A 13,867-nucleotide genomic window follows, 5' to 3' on the forward strand; every position below is an offset into this window, starting at 1 on the left:
ACCTGCGGGTACGGTCACCGGGGCGGCGCACGGGCCGCGATCCGGACGGGGAGGTCGGGCATGGACCGCGAGTGGGGCATCGAGGAGAGCGTCGGCGTGGCGGTGGAGCCGGCGGTGGTCTACCGCGCTGTCAGCACGGTGCGGCGGACCGGTGAGTGGAGTCCCGAGTGCCGGGCGGTGTGGGCCCGCCGGGGCCCGCTGCGGGCCGGTGACCGGTTCGTCGGCTTCAACCGCCGCGGCCTGTACGTCTGGTTCACCACCTGCCGGGTGACGACGGCCGAGCCCGGTCGCGAGTTCGCCTTCCGGGTGGAGTCGTTCGGGCTGCCGATCGCCCAGTGGGGCTACCGCATCGCGCCCGGCGGGGACGGCGGCACCACCCTCACCGAGTACTGGCGGGACCTGCGGACCGGGCGCGGGGCACCGGTCGCCGAACTGCTCGGCAGGGTGTTCACCGGGGTCCGTCCGGAGCGGCGGGCGGCGGCCAACCGGGCGGGCATGCGGACCACCCTGGAGAGGATCCGCCGGACCCTCGAAGCCTGATCCGGCAGCCGCGCCGGTCGGCCGGCTACTCCAGGAACAGCCCGCGCGCCGTCGCCGACTGCTCGATGGCCTCCAACCGGGCCTCGGCGCCCGGCAGTTCGTCGCACATGCGCTGCAGCAGCACCCGGCCGAGCATCATCGGCGCGCAGGCGGTGTCGAAGACCAGCCCGGTGCCGACGGCGGCCGGCAGCATCAGGTCGGAGAGCTTGGCGACCGGCGCGAAGACGCTGTCGGCCACGGTGACGACGGTCAGTCCGCAGTCGCGGGCCACCGCCAGGGCGTCCATCAGCTCGCGCGGGTAGCGCGGCAGGGCGAAGCAGAGCAGCACGCTCGCGCCCGCCGCGGTGGCCTGTTCGAGGCGGTCGGCGAGCATGCTGCCGCCCTCGTCGAGCAGCCGGACGTCCGGGTGCACCTTGGCGGCGAAGTACGCGAAGCCGCGCGCCTGCGCGGAGGCGGCGCGCAGGCCGAGGACGGGCAGCGGCCGGGAGGCGGCGAGCAGCCGGGCGGCGCGGGTGACCGGCTCGGGGTCGGCGAGCAGTTCGGCGAGGTGGCGCAGGTGCTCGATCTCGGCGAGCACGGCCTGCTGGTGCTCGTTGCGCACGGCGTCGGCCGGGGTCTCGGGGGTGGCCGGCTCCCCGGCGCCGAGTTCGCGCAGCTGCTTGCGCAGCGCCGGGTAGCCGTCGTAGCCGAGGGCCACCGCGAAGCGGGTCACCGACGGCTGGCTGACGCCGGCCAGTTCGGCGACCTCGACGCTGGAGAGGAACGGCGCCTCGGTGGCGTGCCGCACCAGCGAGTGCGCGATCCGCCGCTGCGTGGGGGTGAGCCGGTGCCCCTCGAAGAGCTGGAGCAGCCGGGCGGAGGGACCGACCGTGCCGGCGTCCTCGGTGGCGGTCATGGCGGTACCTCCGGGTGGGAGCTGTTCGGATGACTGTGCAGCAGCGGGCGGCCGCTGGCAAAGACGTCTCGTACGACGGAACGCCGGCTGAGACTCGGCCGGGACGCCCGCCCAGGCCTCCGGACGGCGGACCCGCCGAGGGGCGCGGGCGGCCTCGGGGTGACCCTGAAATCCCCCTGAGACCGCCCGGATTCCCGGCGAACCGGGTGGACCCGCCCGCCCCGCCGGGCCCAGGCTGGTGTCCATGGACACCAGCCAGCACGACCTGAAGCGCGATCTGGACGCCACGGTGCAGGCCCGCAAGGAACTCGGCCCGGAGTACGAGTCGGAACTCCTCGACTCCTTCCTCTCGCGGCTCGACGCGCGCCTCGACGCCCGGGTGGAGCGCCGGGTCGGTGAGCGGCTCGGTCCGGCCGACGGGTACGGCCACCCGGCCGCGGCCGGCCGCCCCTACGGCCCGCCGGGGTACGGCCACCACCCGCGCCGCCCCGGCCGTTCGGGCGTGCGGCTGCCGATCGTCTCGATGGCGCTGGGCATCCCGCTGTCCGGCATCGCGGCCGGCGCCGCCGGCTTCTGGGGTCTGCTGGTCTGCTGGGGCGGCATCGTCGGCGTCAATTTCTCCGCCGCGCTGGCCGAGCGGCGCGAGGAGGCGGGCCGTCCGTCGGCCCCGCGGAGCGGGAGCGACTGGGACTGAGGTCCGGTCCACCGTCCCGCCCACCCGCTCCGCCGGGGCCGTCCGTCAGGCCAGCGGCCCGGTGACCCGCTCGACCGCCCGCACCAGCTCGCCGGAGGCGACCAGCGTGGCCGCGGCCTCCAGGTCGGGCGACAGGAAGCGGTCGCGCCCGGCGCCGCCCACCCCGGCGGCCCGGGCGGCGGCCAGCGCCGCGGCGGTGGCCGGGGCCAGGTCGCCGCTGGCGCCGGCCTGCCGGCGGATCTCCAGGGCCCGCGCGGCGGCGGTGAGTTCGACGGCGAGGATGCGGCCGAGGTTCTCCACCGCCTGGCGCAGCTTGCGGGCGGCGGACCAGCCCATCGAGACGTGGTCCTCCTGCATGGCCGAGGAGGGGATCGAGTCGACCGAGGCCGGCACGGCGAGCCGCTTGTTCTCGCTGACCAGCGCCGCCTGGGTGTACTGGGCGATCATCAGGCCGGAGTCCACGCCCGGGTCGTCGGCCAGGAAGGCCGGCAGGCCGTGCGAGCGGGCCTTGTCGAGCAGCCGGTCGGTGCGGCGCTCGGCGATCGAGCCGAGGTCGGCGGCGGCGATGGCGAGGAAGTCCAGCACGTAGGCGACCGGGGCGCCGTGGAAGTTGCCGTTGGACTCGACCCGTCCGTCCGGCAGCACCACCGGGTTGTCGACCGAGGCGGCGAGTTCGCGGGAGGCGACCAGCTGGGCGTGCGCGAGGGTGTCGCGCCCGGCGCCGGCCACCTGCGGGGCGCAGCGGATCGAGTAGGCGTCCTGGACGCGCGGCGCGTCGTCCTGGTGGTGGCCGGTGAGGCCGGAGCCCTTGAGCACGGCCAGCATGTTGGCGGCGGACAGCGCCTGCCCGGGGTGCGGGCGGATCGGGGCGTGCAGCTCGGGGGCGAGCACCTTGTCGGTGCCGAGCAGCGCCTCCAGGCTCATCGCGGCGGTGATGTCGGCGGTGGTGAACAGGCGCCGCAGGTCGGCGATGGCCATCACGAGCATGCCGAGCATGCCGTCGGTGCCGTTGATGAGGGCGAGGCCCTCCTTCTCCAGCAGTTCGACGGGCTCGATGCCGGCGGCGGCCAGCAGTTCGCCGGCGGGCCTCTCGGCGCCGTCGGGGCCGGTCGCCACGCCCTCGCCCATGAGCACGAGCGCGCAGTGGGAGAGCGGCGCGAGGTCACCGGAGCAGCCGAGCGAGCCGAACTCGCGGACCACCGGGGTGATATCGGCGTTGAGGATGGCGGCCATGGTCTCGGCGACCAGCGGACGCACGCCGGTACGGCCGCTGGCGAGGGTCTTCATCCGCAGGAACATCAGCGCGCGGACCACCTCGCGCTCGACCGCGGGGCCCATCCCGGCGGCGTGCGAGCGCACCAGCGAGCGCTGCAGCTGGGCGCGCAGCTCGGGGCTGATGTGCCGGACGGCGAGGGCGCCGAAGCCGGTGGAGACGCCGTAGACGGGGCGCGGTTCGGCGGCCAGGGCCTCGATGCGGGCGCGCGCGGCCGCCATCTCGGCGAGCGCGTCGGGGCCGATCTCGACCCGAGCGTTCCCCCGGGCGACGGCCAGCACGTCCTCGGCGCTGACGTCGGCCTTGCCGACCTGGACGAGCGGCGCGTGGGGGGCCGCAGCACTGTGCATATCCATATACACCATCTCACCAGGTGAATGAAGATATGACAACCATCCCGGCGCGATGGAAAGCCGACCACCGCACCGGCCGGTCACCAGGATTTTCGGATATCCCGCCCCGTGGCGCACGCTGTGGGGAGGCGGACGACGCGGCGCCGGGTGCGGCGCACGGAGAGGCGGGCGGGCGATGACACGGGCGACGGCACGGCGGCGGGTGGTCCGGCTGCGCGGGGACGGGCGCAGCACCCGGCCTGACGCACTGGCCGCCGAGGAGCCGCTGGAGATCCGGCTGGGCGGCGAGCCGCTCACCGTCACCATGCGCACCCCCGGCCAGGACTTCGACCTGGTGGCCGGCTTCCTGGTCGGCGAGGGGATCGTCCACTCGGCCGAGGACCTCGCGGCGCTGCGCTACTGCGCCGGCACCGACGAGGACGGCGCCAACACCTACAACGTGGTGGACGCGACCCCGCGCGGCGCCGCCCGGGCGCTGCCGCTCTCCGCGCACCGCAACCTGCTCACCACCAGCGCCTGCGGCCTGTGCGGCCGGGACACCGTGGACGCCGTGCGCACCCATGTGCGCCACCCGGTCGGCGACGACCCGCTGACCGTCCCGCCCGCGCTGCTGTACGGGCTGCCGGACCGGCTGCGCGCCGCCCAGCGGACCTTCGACTCCACCGGCGGCCTGCACGCCGCCGGCCTGTTCGACGGGCGCGGCGGCGAGCTGCTCTGCGTCCGCGAGGACGTCGGGCGGCACAACGCGGTGGACAAGGTGGTCGGCTGGGCGCTGCGCGAGGGCCGGCTGCCGCTGACCGGGCACGTGCTGCTGGTCAGCGGCCGGGCCTCGTTCGAGCTGACCCAGAAGGCGGCGCTGGCCGGCGCGCCGCTGCTGGCCGCCGTCTCGGCGCCGTCCTCGCTGGCCGTGGACCTCGCCGAGGAGCTGGGCCTGACCCTGGTGGGCTTCCTGCGCGGCGAGGGCGCCAACGTCTACACCCGCCCCGACCGGATCCTCTGACCGGCGCTCACCCCAGCTCCGCCTCGACCAGGTCCGCGGCCCGCGCCGTGCCGCCCTCGGCGCGGACCTCGGCGCGCAGCGCGGCGAGGCGGCCGGCCACCGCCGGGTCGCCGGTCAGCTCCAGCAGCGCGGCCCGCAGCGCGGCGGCCGTGGCGTCCTCGGTGTCCAGCCGCCGGGCCACCCCGAGCGCCACCAGGGTGTCCGCGTTGGCGAACTGGTCGACGGCCTGCGGCACCGCGATCATCGGCACGCCGTGGTAGAGCCCCTCGCTCGCGCCTCCGGTGCCGGCGTGGGTGACGAAGGCGTCGGCCTGCGCCAGCACGTCGAACTGCGGCACCCAGCGGTGCACCTCGACGCCCTCCGGCACCTCGCCCAGCGCGGCGAGGTCGGTGTGGCTGCCGATCTGCAGGACGAGGTGCCAGCCCGGCAGGGTGCCGAAGGCCTCCAGGCACTCCCGGTAGAAGGCGGGCCGGTCGGTGAAGGCCGAGCCGAGCGAGACCAGCAGCACCTTCCGGTCGCCGGCGGGCCGCTCCCAGCGGCCCTGGTGCGAGCGGTCGCCGAAGCACTGGCCGACGAAGGTGATCCGCCCGGTGTCGACCCGGTCCGCGTTGGGCTGCAGGGCGCGCGGGATCAGCGCGAGCGCGCGGGCGGGGCGGTTCTTGAACTGCTCGACGTCCCGGACGGCGGCGCCGGTCCCGGCCAGCCAGTCGGCGAACCGCCGGTAGTGCTCGGGGCCGCCGGGGCCGGTGCGCAGCGCCTCGAAGACGCCGGCCATGTCCTGCTCGATGCCCTCCCAGCCGACCATGGTGGGCGAGAGCTGGACCACCGGCACGCCGTGGGCCTCGGCCACCGCCCGGGCGGCGAAGGCGCCGATGTCGTAGAGCACGAGGTCGGGGCGGTCCTCGGCGAAGAGCTTCTGCAGGACGGGGGTCATCGCGAGGGCGTCGTCGAGGAAGACGTCCTGGACGGCCACCGGGTCCTCCGGCCACCCCGAGGGGTCTCCGTCGAGCGGCAGCGCGGCCGGGTACGGGACGAGCGCGGCACCCGCGGCGGTGACGGTCCCGGCGAAGGACGCGTCGTTGACGTAGCTGACCCGGTGGCCCCGGGCGACGAGTTCGGTGATCAGGGCGAGGCTCGGGTTCACGTGGCCGTGGGCGGGAATGGAGGCCATGACGACGTGGGCGGAGCGGCGGGTCATCCCGGTGTTCCTCTCGGAGATTACGAGACGAGACGGTTCGTCTCGCTGACGTTCCACAAGAATGCTCCGTCCCGGGCGAACTGTCAAGACGATACGGATCGTCTCGTCAGCTCGTAGGATGGCCTTCATGGCCAGACCGCAGAACACCCCCGACCCCAGCCGCCGCAGCGAGCAGAGCCGCACGGCGATCCTCACCGCCGCCTCGGAACTCCTCGGCGAGATCGGCTTCGGCAAGCTCACCATCGAGAAGATCGCCGCCCGCGCCGGCGTCGGCAAGCAGACCATCTACCGCTGGTGGCCGTCCAAGGGTGCGGTGGTCTTCGACGCCTTCCTGGCCGCCAACGAGAACGCCTCCGGCAGCCTCGCCCTGCCCGACACCGGCGACCTCGCCGAGGACCTGCGGACCGTCCTGCGGCTCACCGCCCTCGAACTCGCCGACCCCGCCTTCAACCGGACCGGACGCGCCCTCACCGCCGAGGTCCTCACCGACCCCGGCCTGCTGCGCGAGTACCGCGAACGGCTGCTGGACCCGCTGCTGGAGGTCACCCGCGACCGCCTGCGGGCCGCCCGGGAGGCCGGGCAGCTGCGGGCGGACGCGGACCTCGACCTCGCCGTCGAACTCCTCTACGGCCCGCTGTACTACCGCTGGCTGCACGGGCTGGGCCCGCTCGACGCCGGCTACGCGGACCACGTGGTGGCGGCCCTGCTGGCCGCGCTCGGCACCGCCGGCGGCTGAGCCGGGACCGGCCCCGGCTCAGGACCGGTTGCGGCGGCGCAGCATCAGCACCACGACGATCACCAGCACGACCACCAGCAGCACCGCGACGGCGCCGATGATCAGGCCGAGGAACCTGCCGAGGCCCTTCTTCTTTTTCTTCTTCTTGGACTTGTCCTTGGCCAGCCGGGTGGTGCCGTGCCGGTCCGCCGTCACCCCGGCCCGGACCTCCTGGACGGCCCCGCCGCCCGCCGCCGCACCCGCCGCACCGACCGTGCCCACCGCCGCCGCCCGCGGCGCGGCGGGAGCCGCCGGGGCCGCCTGAGCGGCCGCCGGCACGGCGCCGCCGAAGGCGAGCACCCCGCAGAGAACCAGACCCGTCAACCGAGCACGCACAGCAACCAACCCCGTCGTCCGATCCGGCGGCGCCCCGACGGCCCGCCGACCGCCGACACCTTCCCACGCGCGCCCCGCCGCGCCCACCCCCTCGGCCGCACCGCGACCGGCCCGGAACACACCGGTCACCGGAGCAGCACACTCCCCGGCCGGGCAGCCGGGCGAGCGGGCCCTCAGCCCTCCGGCGGGGAGGCCGGACCGGCCAGCGCCACCGCCACCAGGGCGCGCAGCGCGGACGTCACCTGGCCGAGCGGCAGCGTGGCGTCGTCGGCGAACAGCTCCAGCAGCCAGCCGCCCGCCGCGTTCCGGCCGCCGGCCGCGACCATGCCGCGGTAGCCGGAGACCACCAGCATCGCCTCCTCCGCCGGGTCGTTGCCCGCCGCGCCCGCCCGCAGCGCGAAGGCGCCGCCGCGCACGGCCCGCCGCGTCATCGGGTAGTGGCGCAGGTCGAAGACGGCGTCCGGGGCCTCGATCTGGGCGCGCTGGGTCTCCGCCCGGCTGCTGCTCGGCCCGCTGGTCATCCGGTAGACGGCGTGCCGCGCGGTGCGCATCAGCTGCGAGCCGGGCGGCACGTAGGAGATCCACCAGCCGACCGCGTCCAGCAGCCGGGCCGAGGTCTCGGCCACCACCGCGAGCTTGCCGATGGTGTCGGCCGGGTGCACCGCCCGCACCGCGGCCTGCCGGTCGAGCGCGGCCAGCACCGCCGTGAGCAGCTGCCCCGGGTCGGCACTGTGCGCGGCGCCGCGGAACCGCCGCCGGTCCCCGGCCCCGGCCCGGCCGCCGGGGCGGAACCGGCCGTCGCCGCGGTGCTGCGGGTCGGCGGCGTCGGCGAGCAGCACCGTCGGGTCGGGGGCGAAGCCGGGACCGTGGCTGCGCCCGGCCACCACCGGGTGGGCGGACCGCGCGGCCTTGGCCCGGTACTGGGCGGCGTCGGCGAGCCGGAACAGCCGGTCGGCGGTGGTGACGGGACCGATCGAGTCCCCGGTGGAGGCGACCCCGCAGGCCACCCCCTCGCCCTCGGCCAGGGCCAGCGCCCGCGCGCACAGCTCCTCGGCGACGGCCACCACCTCGTCGGCCTTCTGCCCCTCGACGAGCAGGCAGAACTCGTCGCCGCCGAGCCGGGCGGCGAGGCTGCCGGGCAGCTTGGCGGCGGCCAGCGACAGCTGGTGGGCGAACCGTTCCAGCAGCCGGTCGCCGACCTCGTGGCCGAGCTGGTCGTTGACCCGCTTGAGGCCGTTGACGTCGCAGACCACCAGCGAGACCACGGTGTCGTCCCGGTTGTGCGCGGCCATCGCGCTCTCCAGCCGGGCGTCCACCGCGCGCCGGTTGGCGAGACCGGTGAGCGGGTCGGAGAAGGCGAGCCTGCGCAGGTCGGCGAGGCGCTCGGTCTGGGCCAGGCCGGCCGAGACCTGGGCGGCCAGCAGGGTCGCGTAGTCGGCGTCGGCCTCGGTGAAGGCGGGCATCCCCTCGGTGCGGGCGAGGTAGAGCTCGCCCCAGGCCTGCCCGTGCAGCACGATCGGCGCGACCACGCAGCAGGCCCGCCCGCGCCGGCGCAGCGCGGCGGCGCGTTCCTGGCAGTACGCGCCCGCGGTCGGATGCGCGTGCCCGGCGTGCGGCTGGCTGTTGTCGGCGGTCTGCACCCAGGCGCGCGGCAGCCGGCCGGTGGTCCAGCGCTCCTCCAGGTACGTGACGATCTCCGGGAAGTCGGCCACCGGGTAGGACTCGTCCTCGGGCAGCTCCTCCTCCCCCGGGGCGAGCTCACCGTGGTTGACCAGGACCCGCAGCCGGCCGGACTCGCGGTCCCAGACCGAGACGGCGGCCATCGTCGCGCCGAGCGCCTCGGTGGCGCGGGCCGCCGCGGCCCGGACGGCCTCCAGCGGGGTGAGCGCGCCGGCCATGTCCTGGGCGAGTCCGACCACGGCCTTCAGCCGCGCGTCGGCGACCGGACCGTCCCCCGGGGCGGGCTCGGGGACGGCGGGCTGCGGCTGCCGGGTCCGGCCGCGGTCCGCCATGATCGCCTCACTGCTCACCGGCTCGCCTCGCTCCCTGTGCTCGGTCCTGCTGGTGGTCCGCCCGGACGCCCGCGCCCACGGGCGACGGCCTCGGGCGGCGCCGCCGCTTCCTACCCGGTACCTACCCGCTCCTGCCCGTCCGCCGGCGCCGCCCCCGCGGCCGATCGGATCGGGGCGCCTGCACCAAGACTATGGCGGATTCGTTCGGTTATGCCCTGTTTGCGGCCGCGCACCCGCAACGCCCCACGGCCGTCCGCCGTTCGGCGTGTCGCGGCAGGGCGCGGGAGGTCGCGGGAGGGCGCGGCGGGGCGCGCTATTCGGTGCGCGCGCGCCGGGAGAGCAGCCACGGCTCGACCAGCCCGAGCCCGCGCACCGGCCGGCGCCACATCGGCTGCAGGTTGAACCGGTGGGCGGCGTCCGGCGCCGGCGGGCCGGACGGCGGCATCCCGGCCGCCGCCGACAGCGCGTCGGCGAGCCCCGGGCCGTCCGCGCCGGGCGGCGCGACACTGCCGTTCTGCTCCAGCGCGGCCGCGAACTCGCCGTCGATCAGCACCGCGTCCTTGGGCGCGATCGAGGTGAGCCGGCTGGCCAGGTTGACCGTGGTGCCGAACACGTCGCCCATCCGCGAGGTGACCGCGCCGAAGGCCATGCCGACCCGCAGCGCGGGGATGGTGTCGTCCTCGGCCAGCGCCTCGATCAGCCCGAGCGCGATCCCGGCGGCGGTCACCGGGTCCTCGGAGACGAAGAGGATCTCGTCGCCGAGCGTCTTGATCACCCGGCCGCCCTGGCCGGCGATGAGGTCGGAGCAGGTGTTCTCGAAGGTCTCGACCAGCTCGCCGAGCTCCTCCTCCTCCAGCCGCCGCGACAGCCGGGTGAAGCCGACCAGGTCGGCGAAGCAGACGGCGAGCCGGCCGCTGGTGATCTCGTGGTCCTCGGCGGCCTGCACCACCCGGCCGGTGACGGCGGCCAGCTGCCGCCGCCAGACGTACACCAGGAACTGCTCCAGCTCCGGCAGCAGCAGCTCGACCAGCGGGTAGGCGACGTCGGCGCGGGTCAGGCCGGGCTCGACGGACTGGGTGAGGTTCTCCAGGAAGGTGTCCATCTGCCAGCCCGCCAGCCGGGCGGTGGTCTGGCCGGTGGAGCGGGCCACCTGGATCGCCATCGACTCGCTCAGCAGGCCCGACTCGACCAGGCCGGCCAGCCGGCGCAGCGCGATCACGTCGCCGTCGGTCAGCGCCCGGGACTGCCCGATGTCCGGGAAGCCCATCGCCCGCCAGAAGCGGGTGGCCAGCTCCATCGGGACGTCGGCGGCCCGGGCGGCCTGGTACGGGGTGTAGCGGCGCGGCGCGTCCAGGATCAGGCGTTCGAGGTCGAGGGCGACGGTCTGGTCGTTGGAGCCCGCCGGGCCGCCGTTGCCTCCGGCGCCGTTGTCGCCGCCGTTGCTGCCGTCCTCTGCCACCGGTCCGTCCCCGTGCGGTCGCCGCACTCGCCTCGTGTCCTGCGTGCGGGGCGCGCCCGCCACCCGGCGGGCAGTGGCGCGCCTCACACTGCTGCCAGGTGGAATGTTCGCACGGAATCGCGCGATCCGGGGCATCCGCCCGGGTCAAGGGGAGGTAAGGGGACGCACGGGGTGACCACCCGGCGCACGGGACCGGCTCCCGCCGGGCGCACGGAGCGGGACGGCCGCGGCGCGGGGCCTGCTACCCCGCGGCGCGCGGCTCCGGGCGTACGTGGACGACGTCCCCCGCGCCGACCGCCCGCCGGGCGCCGTCCGGGGTGCGGATCACCAGCCGGCCGTCCCCGTCCACCGCGACCGCCTCGCCGTGCAGCTCGCGGTCGCCGGGCAGCAGGACCTTCACCGGCCGCCCCAGCGTGGTGCAGCGCTCCGCGTAGGCCCGCAGCAGCCCGCTGGCGTGCGGGTCGCCGGCGGCGGCCGTCCACTCCCCGTACAGCTCGGCGAACTCGCGCAGCAGGGCGCGCAGCAGGGTGGCCCGGTCGGTGACGGCGGCGCCGGCCAGGACGAGCGAGCCGGCGGTGGGGACGGGCAGTTCGGCGGCGCGCAGCGAGACGTTGAGGCCGAGGCCGGCGACCACCGCGCCGCCGCCCAGCTCGGTGAGGATGCCGCCGAGCTTGCGCTCCGCGCCGTCGATCTCCACCTGGAGGTCGTTGGGCCACTTCAGGCCGACCTCGACCTCGGCGACCCGGCGCAGCGTGCTCGCGGCGGCGACGCCGACCAGGATCGGCAGCCAGCCGTAGCGTTCGACGGGTACCTCGTCCGGGCGAAGCAGGACGGAGAGGAAGAGACCCGAGCGGGCGGGGGCGCTCCACTGCCGTTCGAGCCGGCCGCGGCCGGAGTTCTGGGCCTCGGCGACCAGCACCGCGCCCTGCGGGGCGCCCTCGCGGGCGCGGGCGGCGAGGTCGGTGTTGGTGGAGCCGGTCTCCTCGACGACGTCGATCGAGGTCCAGAGCCCGCCGGGGAGCAGCAGGTCCCGGCGCAGCGCGGCGGCGTCCAGCGGCGGGCGGTCCAGGTCGGTCCACGGCGACGGCCCGGCGTGGCCGAGGCCGCGCAGTCCACTGCGGCGGGGGGTGTCGGAGGTCATGTGGTCACCCTAGAACGGGCCCAGGCCGATCCATCGTCCCCCACAACGGGCCCCGGCAACACTGTGTCGCTGACCATAACGGTCGGCCGTTACGCCCGGCCTCCGGGCTGGCTACGCTACCCAACGGTAGTTCGTTGTGCCGCCCTGCACCCCTCGTCCGCGCCGGCCCCCACCCGGCCCGCGCGCCCGCGAAAACAGGTCGCGGCCCAGGATCAGGGAGAGCCACCGGAATGACCGAGGCGTCGTACGACCCGCACACCACCGCCGGCAAGCTCGCCGACCTCCGGCGCAGGATCGACGAGGCGGTGCACTCCGGCTCCGCCAAGGCGGTGGAGAAGCAGCACGCCAAGGGCAAGCTGACGGCCCGCGAGCGCGTCGCGGAACTGCTGGACGAGGACTCCTTCGTCGAGTTCGACGAGTTCGCCCGGCACCGGTCGACCAACTTCGGCCAGGAGAGGAACCGGCCCTACGGCGACGGCGTGGTGACCGGCTACGGCACCGTCGACGGCCGTCAGGTCGCGGTGTTCGCCCAGGACTTCACCGTCTTCGGCGGCTCGCTCGGCGAGGTGTTCGGCGAGAAGATCGTCAAGGTCATGGACTTCGCGCTGAAGACCGGCTGCCCGGTCATCGGCATCAACGACTCCGGCGGCGCCCGGATCCAGGAGGGCGTGGTCTCGCTCGGCCTGTACGGCGAGATCTTCCGCCGCAACGTGCACGCCTCCGGGGTGATCCCGCAGATCTCGCTGATCATGGGCCCCTGCGCGGGCGGCGCGGTCTACTCCCCCGCGATCACCGACTTCGTGGTGATGGCCGACCAGACCTCGCACATGTTCATCACCGGCCCCGACGTGATCAAGACCGTCACCGGCGAGGACGTCGGCATGGAGGAGCTGGGCGGCGCGCGCACCCACAACACCAAGTCCGGCAACGCGCACTACCTGGCCACGGACGAGAAGGAGGCCATCGAGTACGTCAAGAGCCTGCTGTCGTACCTGCCCTCCAACAACCTCTCCGACCCGCCGTCCTTCCCGGAGGAGGCGGACCTGTCCGTCACCGAGGAGGACCTCGAACTCGACACCCTGGTACCGGACTCGGCGAACCAGCCGTACGACATCCGCAAGGTGATCGAGCACGTCCTGGACGACGGCGAGTTCCTGGAGACCCAGCCGCTGTACGCCGGCAACATCGTCACCGGCTTCGGCCGGGTCGAGGGCCACCCGGTCGGCGTCGTCGGCAACCAGCCGATGGACCTGGCGGGCTGCCTGGACATCGCCGCCAGCGAGAAGGCCGCGCGGTTCATCCGCACCTGCGACTCGTTCAACGTCCCGGTGCTCACCTTCGTCGACGTGCCCGGCTTCCTGCCCGGCACCGAGCAGGAGTGGGACGGCATCATCCGGCGCGGCGCCAAGCTGATCTACGCCTACGCCGAGGCCACCGTGCCGCTGATCACCGTGATCACCCGCAAGGCCTTCGGCGGCGCGTACGACGTCATGGGCTCCAAACACCTGGGCGCCGACCTCAACCTGGCCTGGCCGACCGCGCAGATCGCCGTGATGGGCGCGCAGGGCGCGGTGAACATCCTGCACCGCCGGGAGATCGCCGAGGCCGAGGCGGCCGGGACCGCCGACGAGAAGCGGGCCGAGCTGATCGCCTCCTACGAGGACACCCTGCTCAACCCGTACCTGGCCGCCGAGCGCGGCTACGTGGACGCCGTCATCGCGCCGAGCGAGACCCGCCGGCACATCGTCCGCGGGCTGCGCGCGCTGCGCGGCAAGCGCGAGACGCTCCCGCCGAAGAAGCACGGCAACATCCCGCTGTAGTGGCTCCGAGCAGGAGGACCGCGAGAGGATTGAGCATGGCCCCGATCCACGTGCTGCACGGGCAGCCGACCCCCGAGGAGCTGGCCACCGTCCTGGCGGTGGTCCAGGCCCGGGCCGCCGCCGCGCAGGCCGCCGCCGAGGCCGCCCGCCGCGCAGGCGCCGGCCCGGACTCCGCCTGGAACGACCGCGCGCGCCGGCTGCGCGCCGCCCCGCGCCCGGGCGTCAACACCTGGCGCACCTCCGGCTGGGCCGGATAGCCCCCGCCGGCCGGGCCGCCCGGCGCCGCGACAGCGCGGCCTCCGCGTTGAGGAGGGTGCGGCGAGGAGCCGCCGAAGTGGCCGGGCCCACGCGTGGTCGACCACTCCGCGAAG

12 protein-coding genes and 1 pseudogene are annotated in these 13,867 nt (G+C 75.4%); 6 read left to right on the forward strand and 7 right to left on the reverse strand.

What is annotated here, in order from left to right:
• The first annotated feature begins 60 nt into the window (after nt 1-60).
• Entirely contained in the window at nt 61-540 is a 480-nt protein-coding gene (locus ABT238_RS35455) for an SRPBCC family protein (protein WP_350571294.1), read from the forward strand.
• Between the two features lie 25 nt (nt 541-565).
• Here ABT238_RS35455 and ABT238_RS35460 read toward each other — a convergent pair whose 3' ends face one another.
• Complete coding sequence (locus ABT238_RS35460) at nt 566-1,435, reverse strand: MurR/RpiR family transcriptional regulator (RefSeq protein WP_350571292.1); 870 nt, start codon at nt 1,433-1,435, stop codon at nt 566-568.
• A gap of 244 nt (nt 1,436-1,679) precedes the next feature.
• Between ABT238_RS35460 and ABT238_RS35465 the strand changes: the two genes are divergently transcribed.
• The gene (locus ABT238_RS35465; RefSeq protein ID WP_350571290.1) at nt 1,680-2,129 is read left to right on the forward strand and encodes a hypothetical protein; all 450 of its coding nucleotides are present in this window, start codon (nt 1,680-1,682) and stop codon (nt 2,127-2,129) included.
• A gap of 45 nt (nt 2,130-2,174) precedes the next feature.
• Here the strand turns inward: ABT238_RS35465 and hutH are convergent, their stop codons facing one another.
• The gene (gene hutH / locus ABT238_RS35470; RefSeq protein ID WP_350804939.1) at nt 2,175-3,752 is read right to left on the reverse strand and encodes a histidine ammonia-lyase; all 1,578 of its coding nucleotides are present in this window, start codon (nt 3,750-3,752) and stop codon (nt 2,175-2,177) included.
• A gap of 178 nt (nt 3,753-3,930) precedes the next feature.
• On the opposite strand from hutH, the gene fdhD reads away from it, so the two are divergent.
• Complete coding sequence (gene fdhD / locus ABT238_RS35475; RefSeq protein ID WP_350804904.1) at nt 3,931-4,755, forward strand: formate dehydrogenase accessory sulfurtransferase FdhD; 825 nt, start codon at nt 3,931-3,933, stop codon at nt 4,753-4,755.
• 7 nt (nt 4,756-4,762) lie between these two features.
• Here the strand turns inward: fdhD and ABT238_RS35480 are convergent, their stop codons facing one another.
• A complete protein-coding gene (locus ABT238_RS35480; RefSeq protein ID WP_350571286.1) occupies nt 4,763-5,953 on the reverse strand; it encodes a macrolide family glycosyltransferase in 1,191 nt (396 codons plus the stop codon).
• Nucleotides 5,954-6,080: 127 nt separating this feature from the next.
• Between ABT238_RS35480 and ABT238_RS35485 the strand changes: the two genes are divergently transcribed.
• Entirely contained in the window at nt 6,081-6,689 is a 609-nt protein-coding gene (locus ABT238_RS35485; RefSeq protein WP_350804917.1) for a TetR/AcrR family transcriptional regulator, read from the forward strand.
• Nucleotides 6,690-6,707: 18 nt separating this feature from the next.
• On the opposite strand, the gene ABT238_RS35490 is transcribed toward ABT238_RS35485, so the two are convergent.
• The 4 genes and pseudogenes from ABT238_RS35490 to ABT238_RS35505 all read right to left on the reverse strand — a co-directional run bounded on the left by ABT238_RS35490 (nt 6,708) and on the right by ABT238_RS35505 (nt 11,676).
• Nucleotides 6,708-7,052, reverse strand: a complete 345-nt coding sequence (locus tag ABT238_RS35490) for a hypothetical protein (protein ID WP_350571283.1) — start codon at nt 7,050-7,052, stop codon at nt 6,708-6,710.
• 767 nt (nt 7,053-7,819) lie between these two features.
• A pseudogene (locus tag ABT238_RS35495) lies at nt 7,820-8,962 on the reverse strand (GGDEF domain-containing protein); the annotation flags it as partial.
• 427 nt (nt 8,963-9,389) lie between these two features.
• Nucleotides 9,390-10,670 (reverse strand): adenylate/guanylate cyclase domain-containing protein, encoded by a 1,281-nt coding sequence (locus ABT238_RS35500; RefSeq protein WP_502891494.1) that lies wholly within the window; start codon nt 10,668-10,670, stop codon nt 9,390-9,392.
• Nucleotides 10,671-10,776: 106 nt separating this feature from the next.
• Nucleotides 10,777-11,676 (reverse strand): biotin--[acetyl-CoA-carboxylase] ligase, encoded by a 900-nt coding sequence (locus tag ABT238_RS35505; protein WP_350571280.1) that lies wholly within the window; start codon nt 11,674-11,676, stop codon nt 10,777-10,779.
• Between the two features lie 230 nt (nt 11,677-11,906).
• On the opposite strand from ABT238_RS35505, the gene ABT238_RS35510 reads away from it, so the two are divergent.
• Nucleotides 11,907-13,496 (forward strand): acyl-CoA carboxylase subunit beta, encoded by a 1,590-nt coding sequence (locus ABT238_RS35510; RefSeq protein WP_350571278.1) that lies wholly within the window; start codon nt 11,907-11,909, stop codon nt 13,494-13,496.
• A gap of 35 nt (nt 13,497-13,531) precedes the next feature.
• The gene (locus ABT238_RS35515) at nt 13,532-13,753 is read left to right on the forward strand and encodes an acyl-CoA carboxylase epsilon subunit (RefSeq protein ID WP_350571276.1); all 222 of its coding nucleotides are present in this window, start codon (nt 13,532-13,534) and stop codon (nt 13,751-13,753) included.
• The last annotated feature ends 114 nt before the right edge of the window (nt 13,754-13,867 follow it).

It is taken from the genome of Kitasatospora sp. NPDC001527 (assembly GCF_040298605.1).
Classification (GTDB): domain Bacteria; phylum Actinomycetota; class Actinomycetes; order Streptomycetales; family Streptomycetaceae; genus Kitasatospora.

Coding starts and splice junctions, on each gene's coding strand:
- ABT238_RS35455 (WP_350571294.1), top strand. CDS start 61: ATGGACCGCGAGTGGGGCATCGAGGAGAGCGTCGGCGTGGCGGTGGAG.
- ABT238_RS35460 (WP_350571292.1), bottom strand. CDS start 1,435: ATGACCGCCACCGAGGACGCCGGCACGGTCGGTCCCTCCGCCCGGCTG.
- ABT238_RS35465 (WP_350571290.1), top strand. CDS start 1,680: ATGGACACCAGCCAGCACGACCTGAAGCGCGATCTGGACGCCACGGTG.
- hutH (WP_350804939.1), bottom strand. CDS start 3,752: ATGCACAGTGCTGCGGCCCCCCACGCGCCGCTCGTCCAGGTCGGCAAG.
- fdhD (WP_350804904.1), top strand. CDS start 3,931: ATGACACGGGCGACGGCACGGCGGCGGGTGGTCCGGCTGCGCGGGGAC.
- ABT238_RS35480 (WP_350571286.1), bottom strand. CDS start 5,953: ATGACCCGCCGCTCCGCCCACGTCGTCATGGCCTCCATTCCCGCCCAC.
- ABT238_RS35485 (WP_350804917.1), top strand. CDS start 6,081: ATGGCCAGACCGCAGAACACCCCCGACCCCAGCCGCCGCAGCGAGCAG.
- ABT238_RS35500 (WP_502891494.1), bottom strand. CDS start 10,670: ATGCCCCGGATCGCGCGATTCCGTGCGAACATTCCACCTGGCAGCAGT.
- ABT238_RS35505 (WP_350571280.1), bottom strand. CDS start 11,676: ATGACCTCCGACACCCCCCGCCGCAGTGGACTGCGCGGCCTCGGCCAC.
- ABT238_RS35510 (WP_350571278.1), top strand. CDS start 11,907: ATGACCGAGGCGTCGTACGACCCGCACACCACCGCCGGCAAGCTCGCC.
- ABT238_RS35515 (WP_350571276.1), top strand. CDS start 13,532: ATGGCCCCGATCCACGTGCTGCACGGGCAGCCGACCCCCGAGGAGCTG.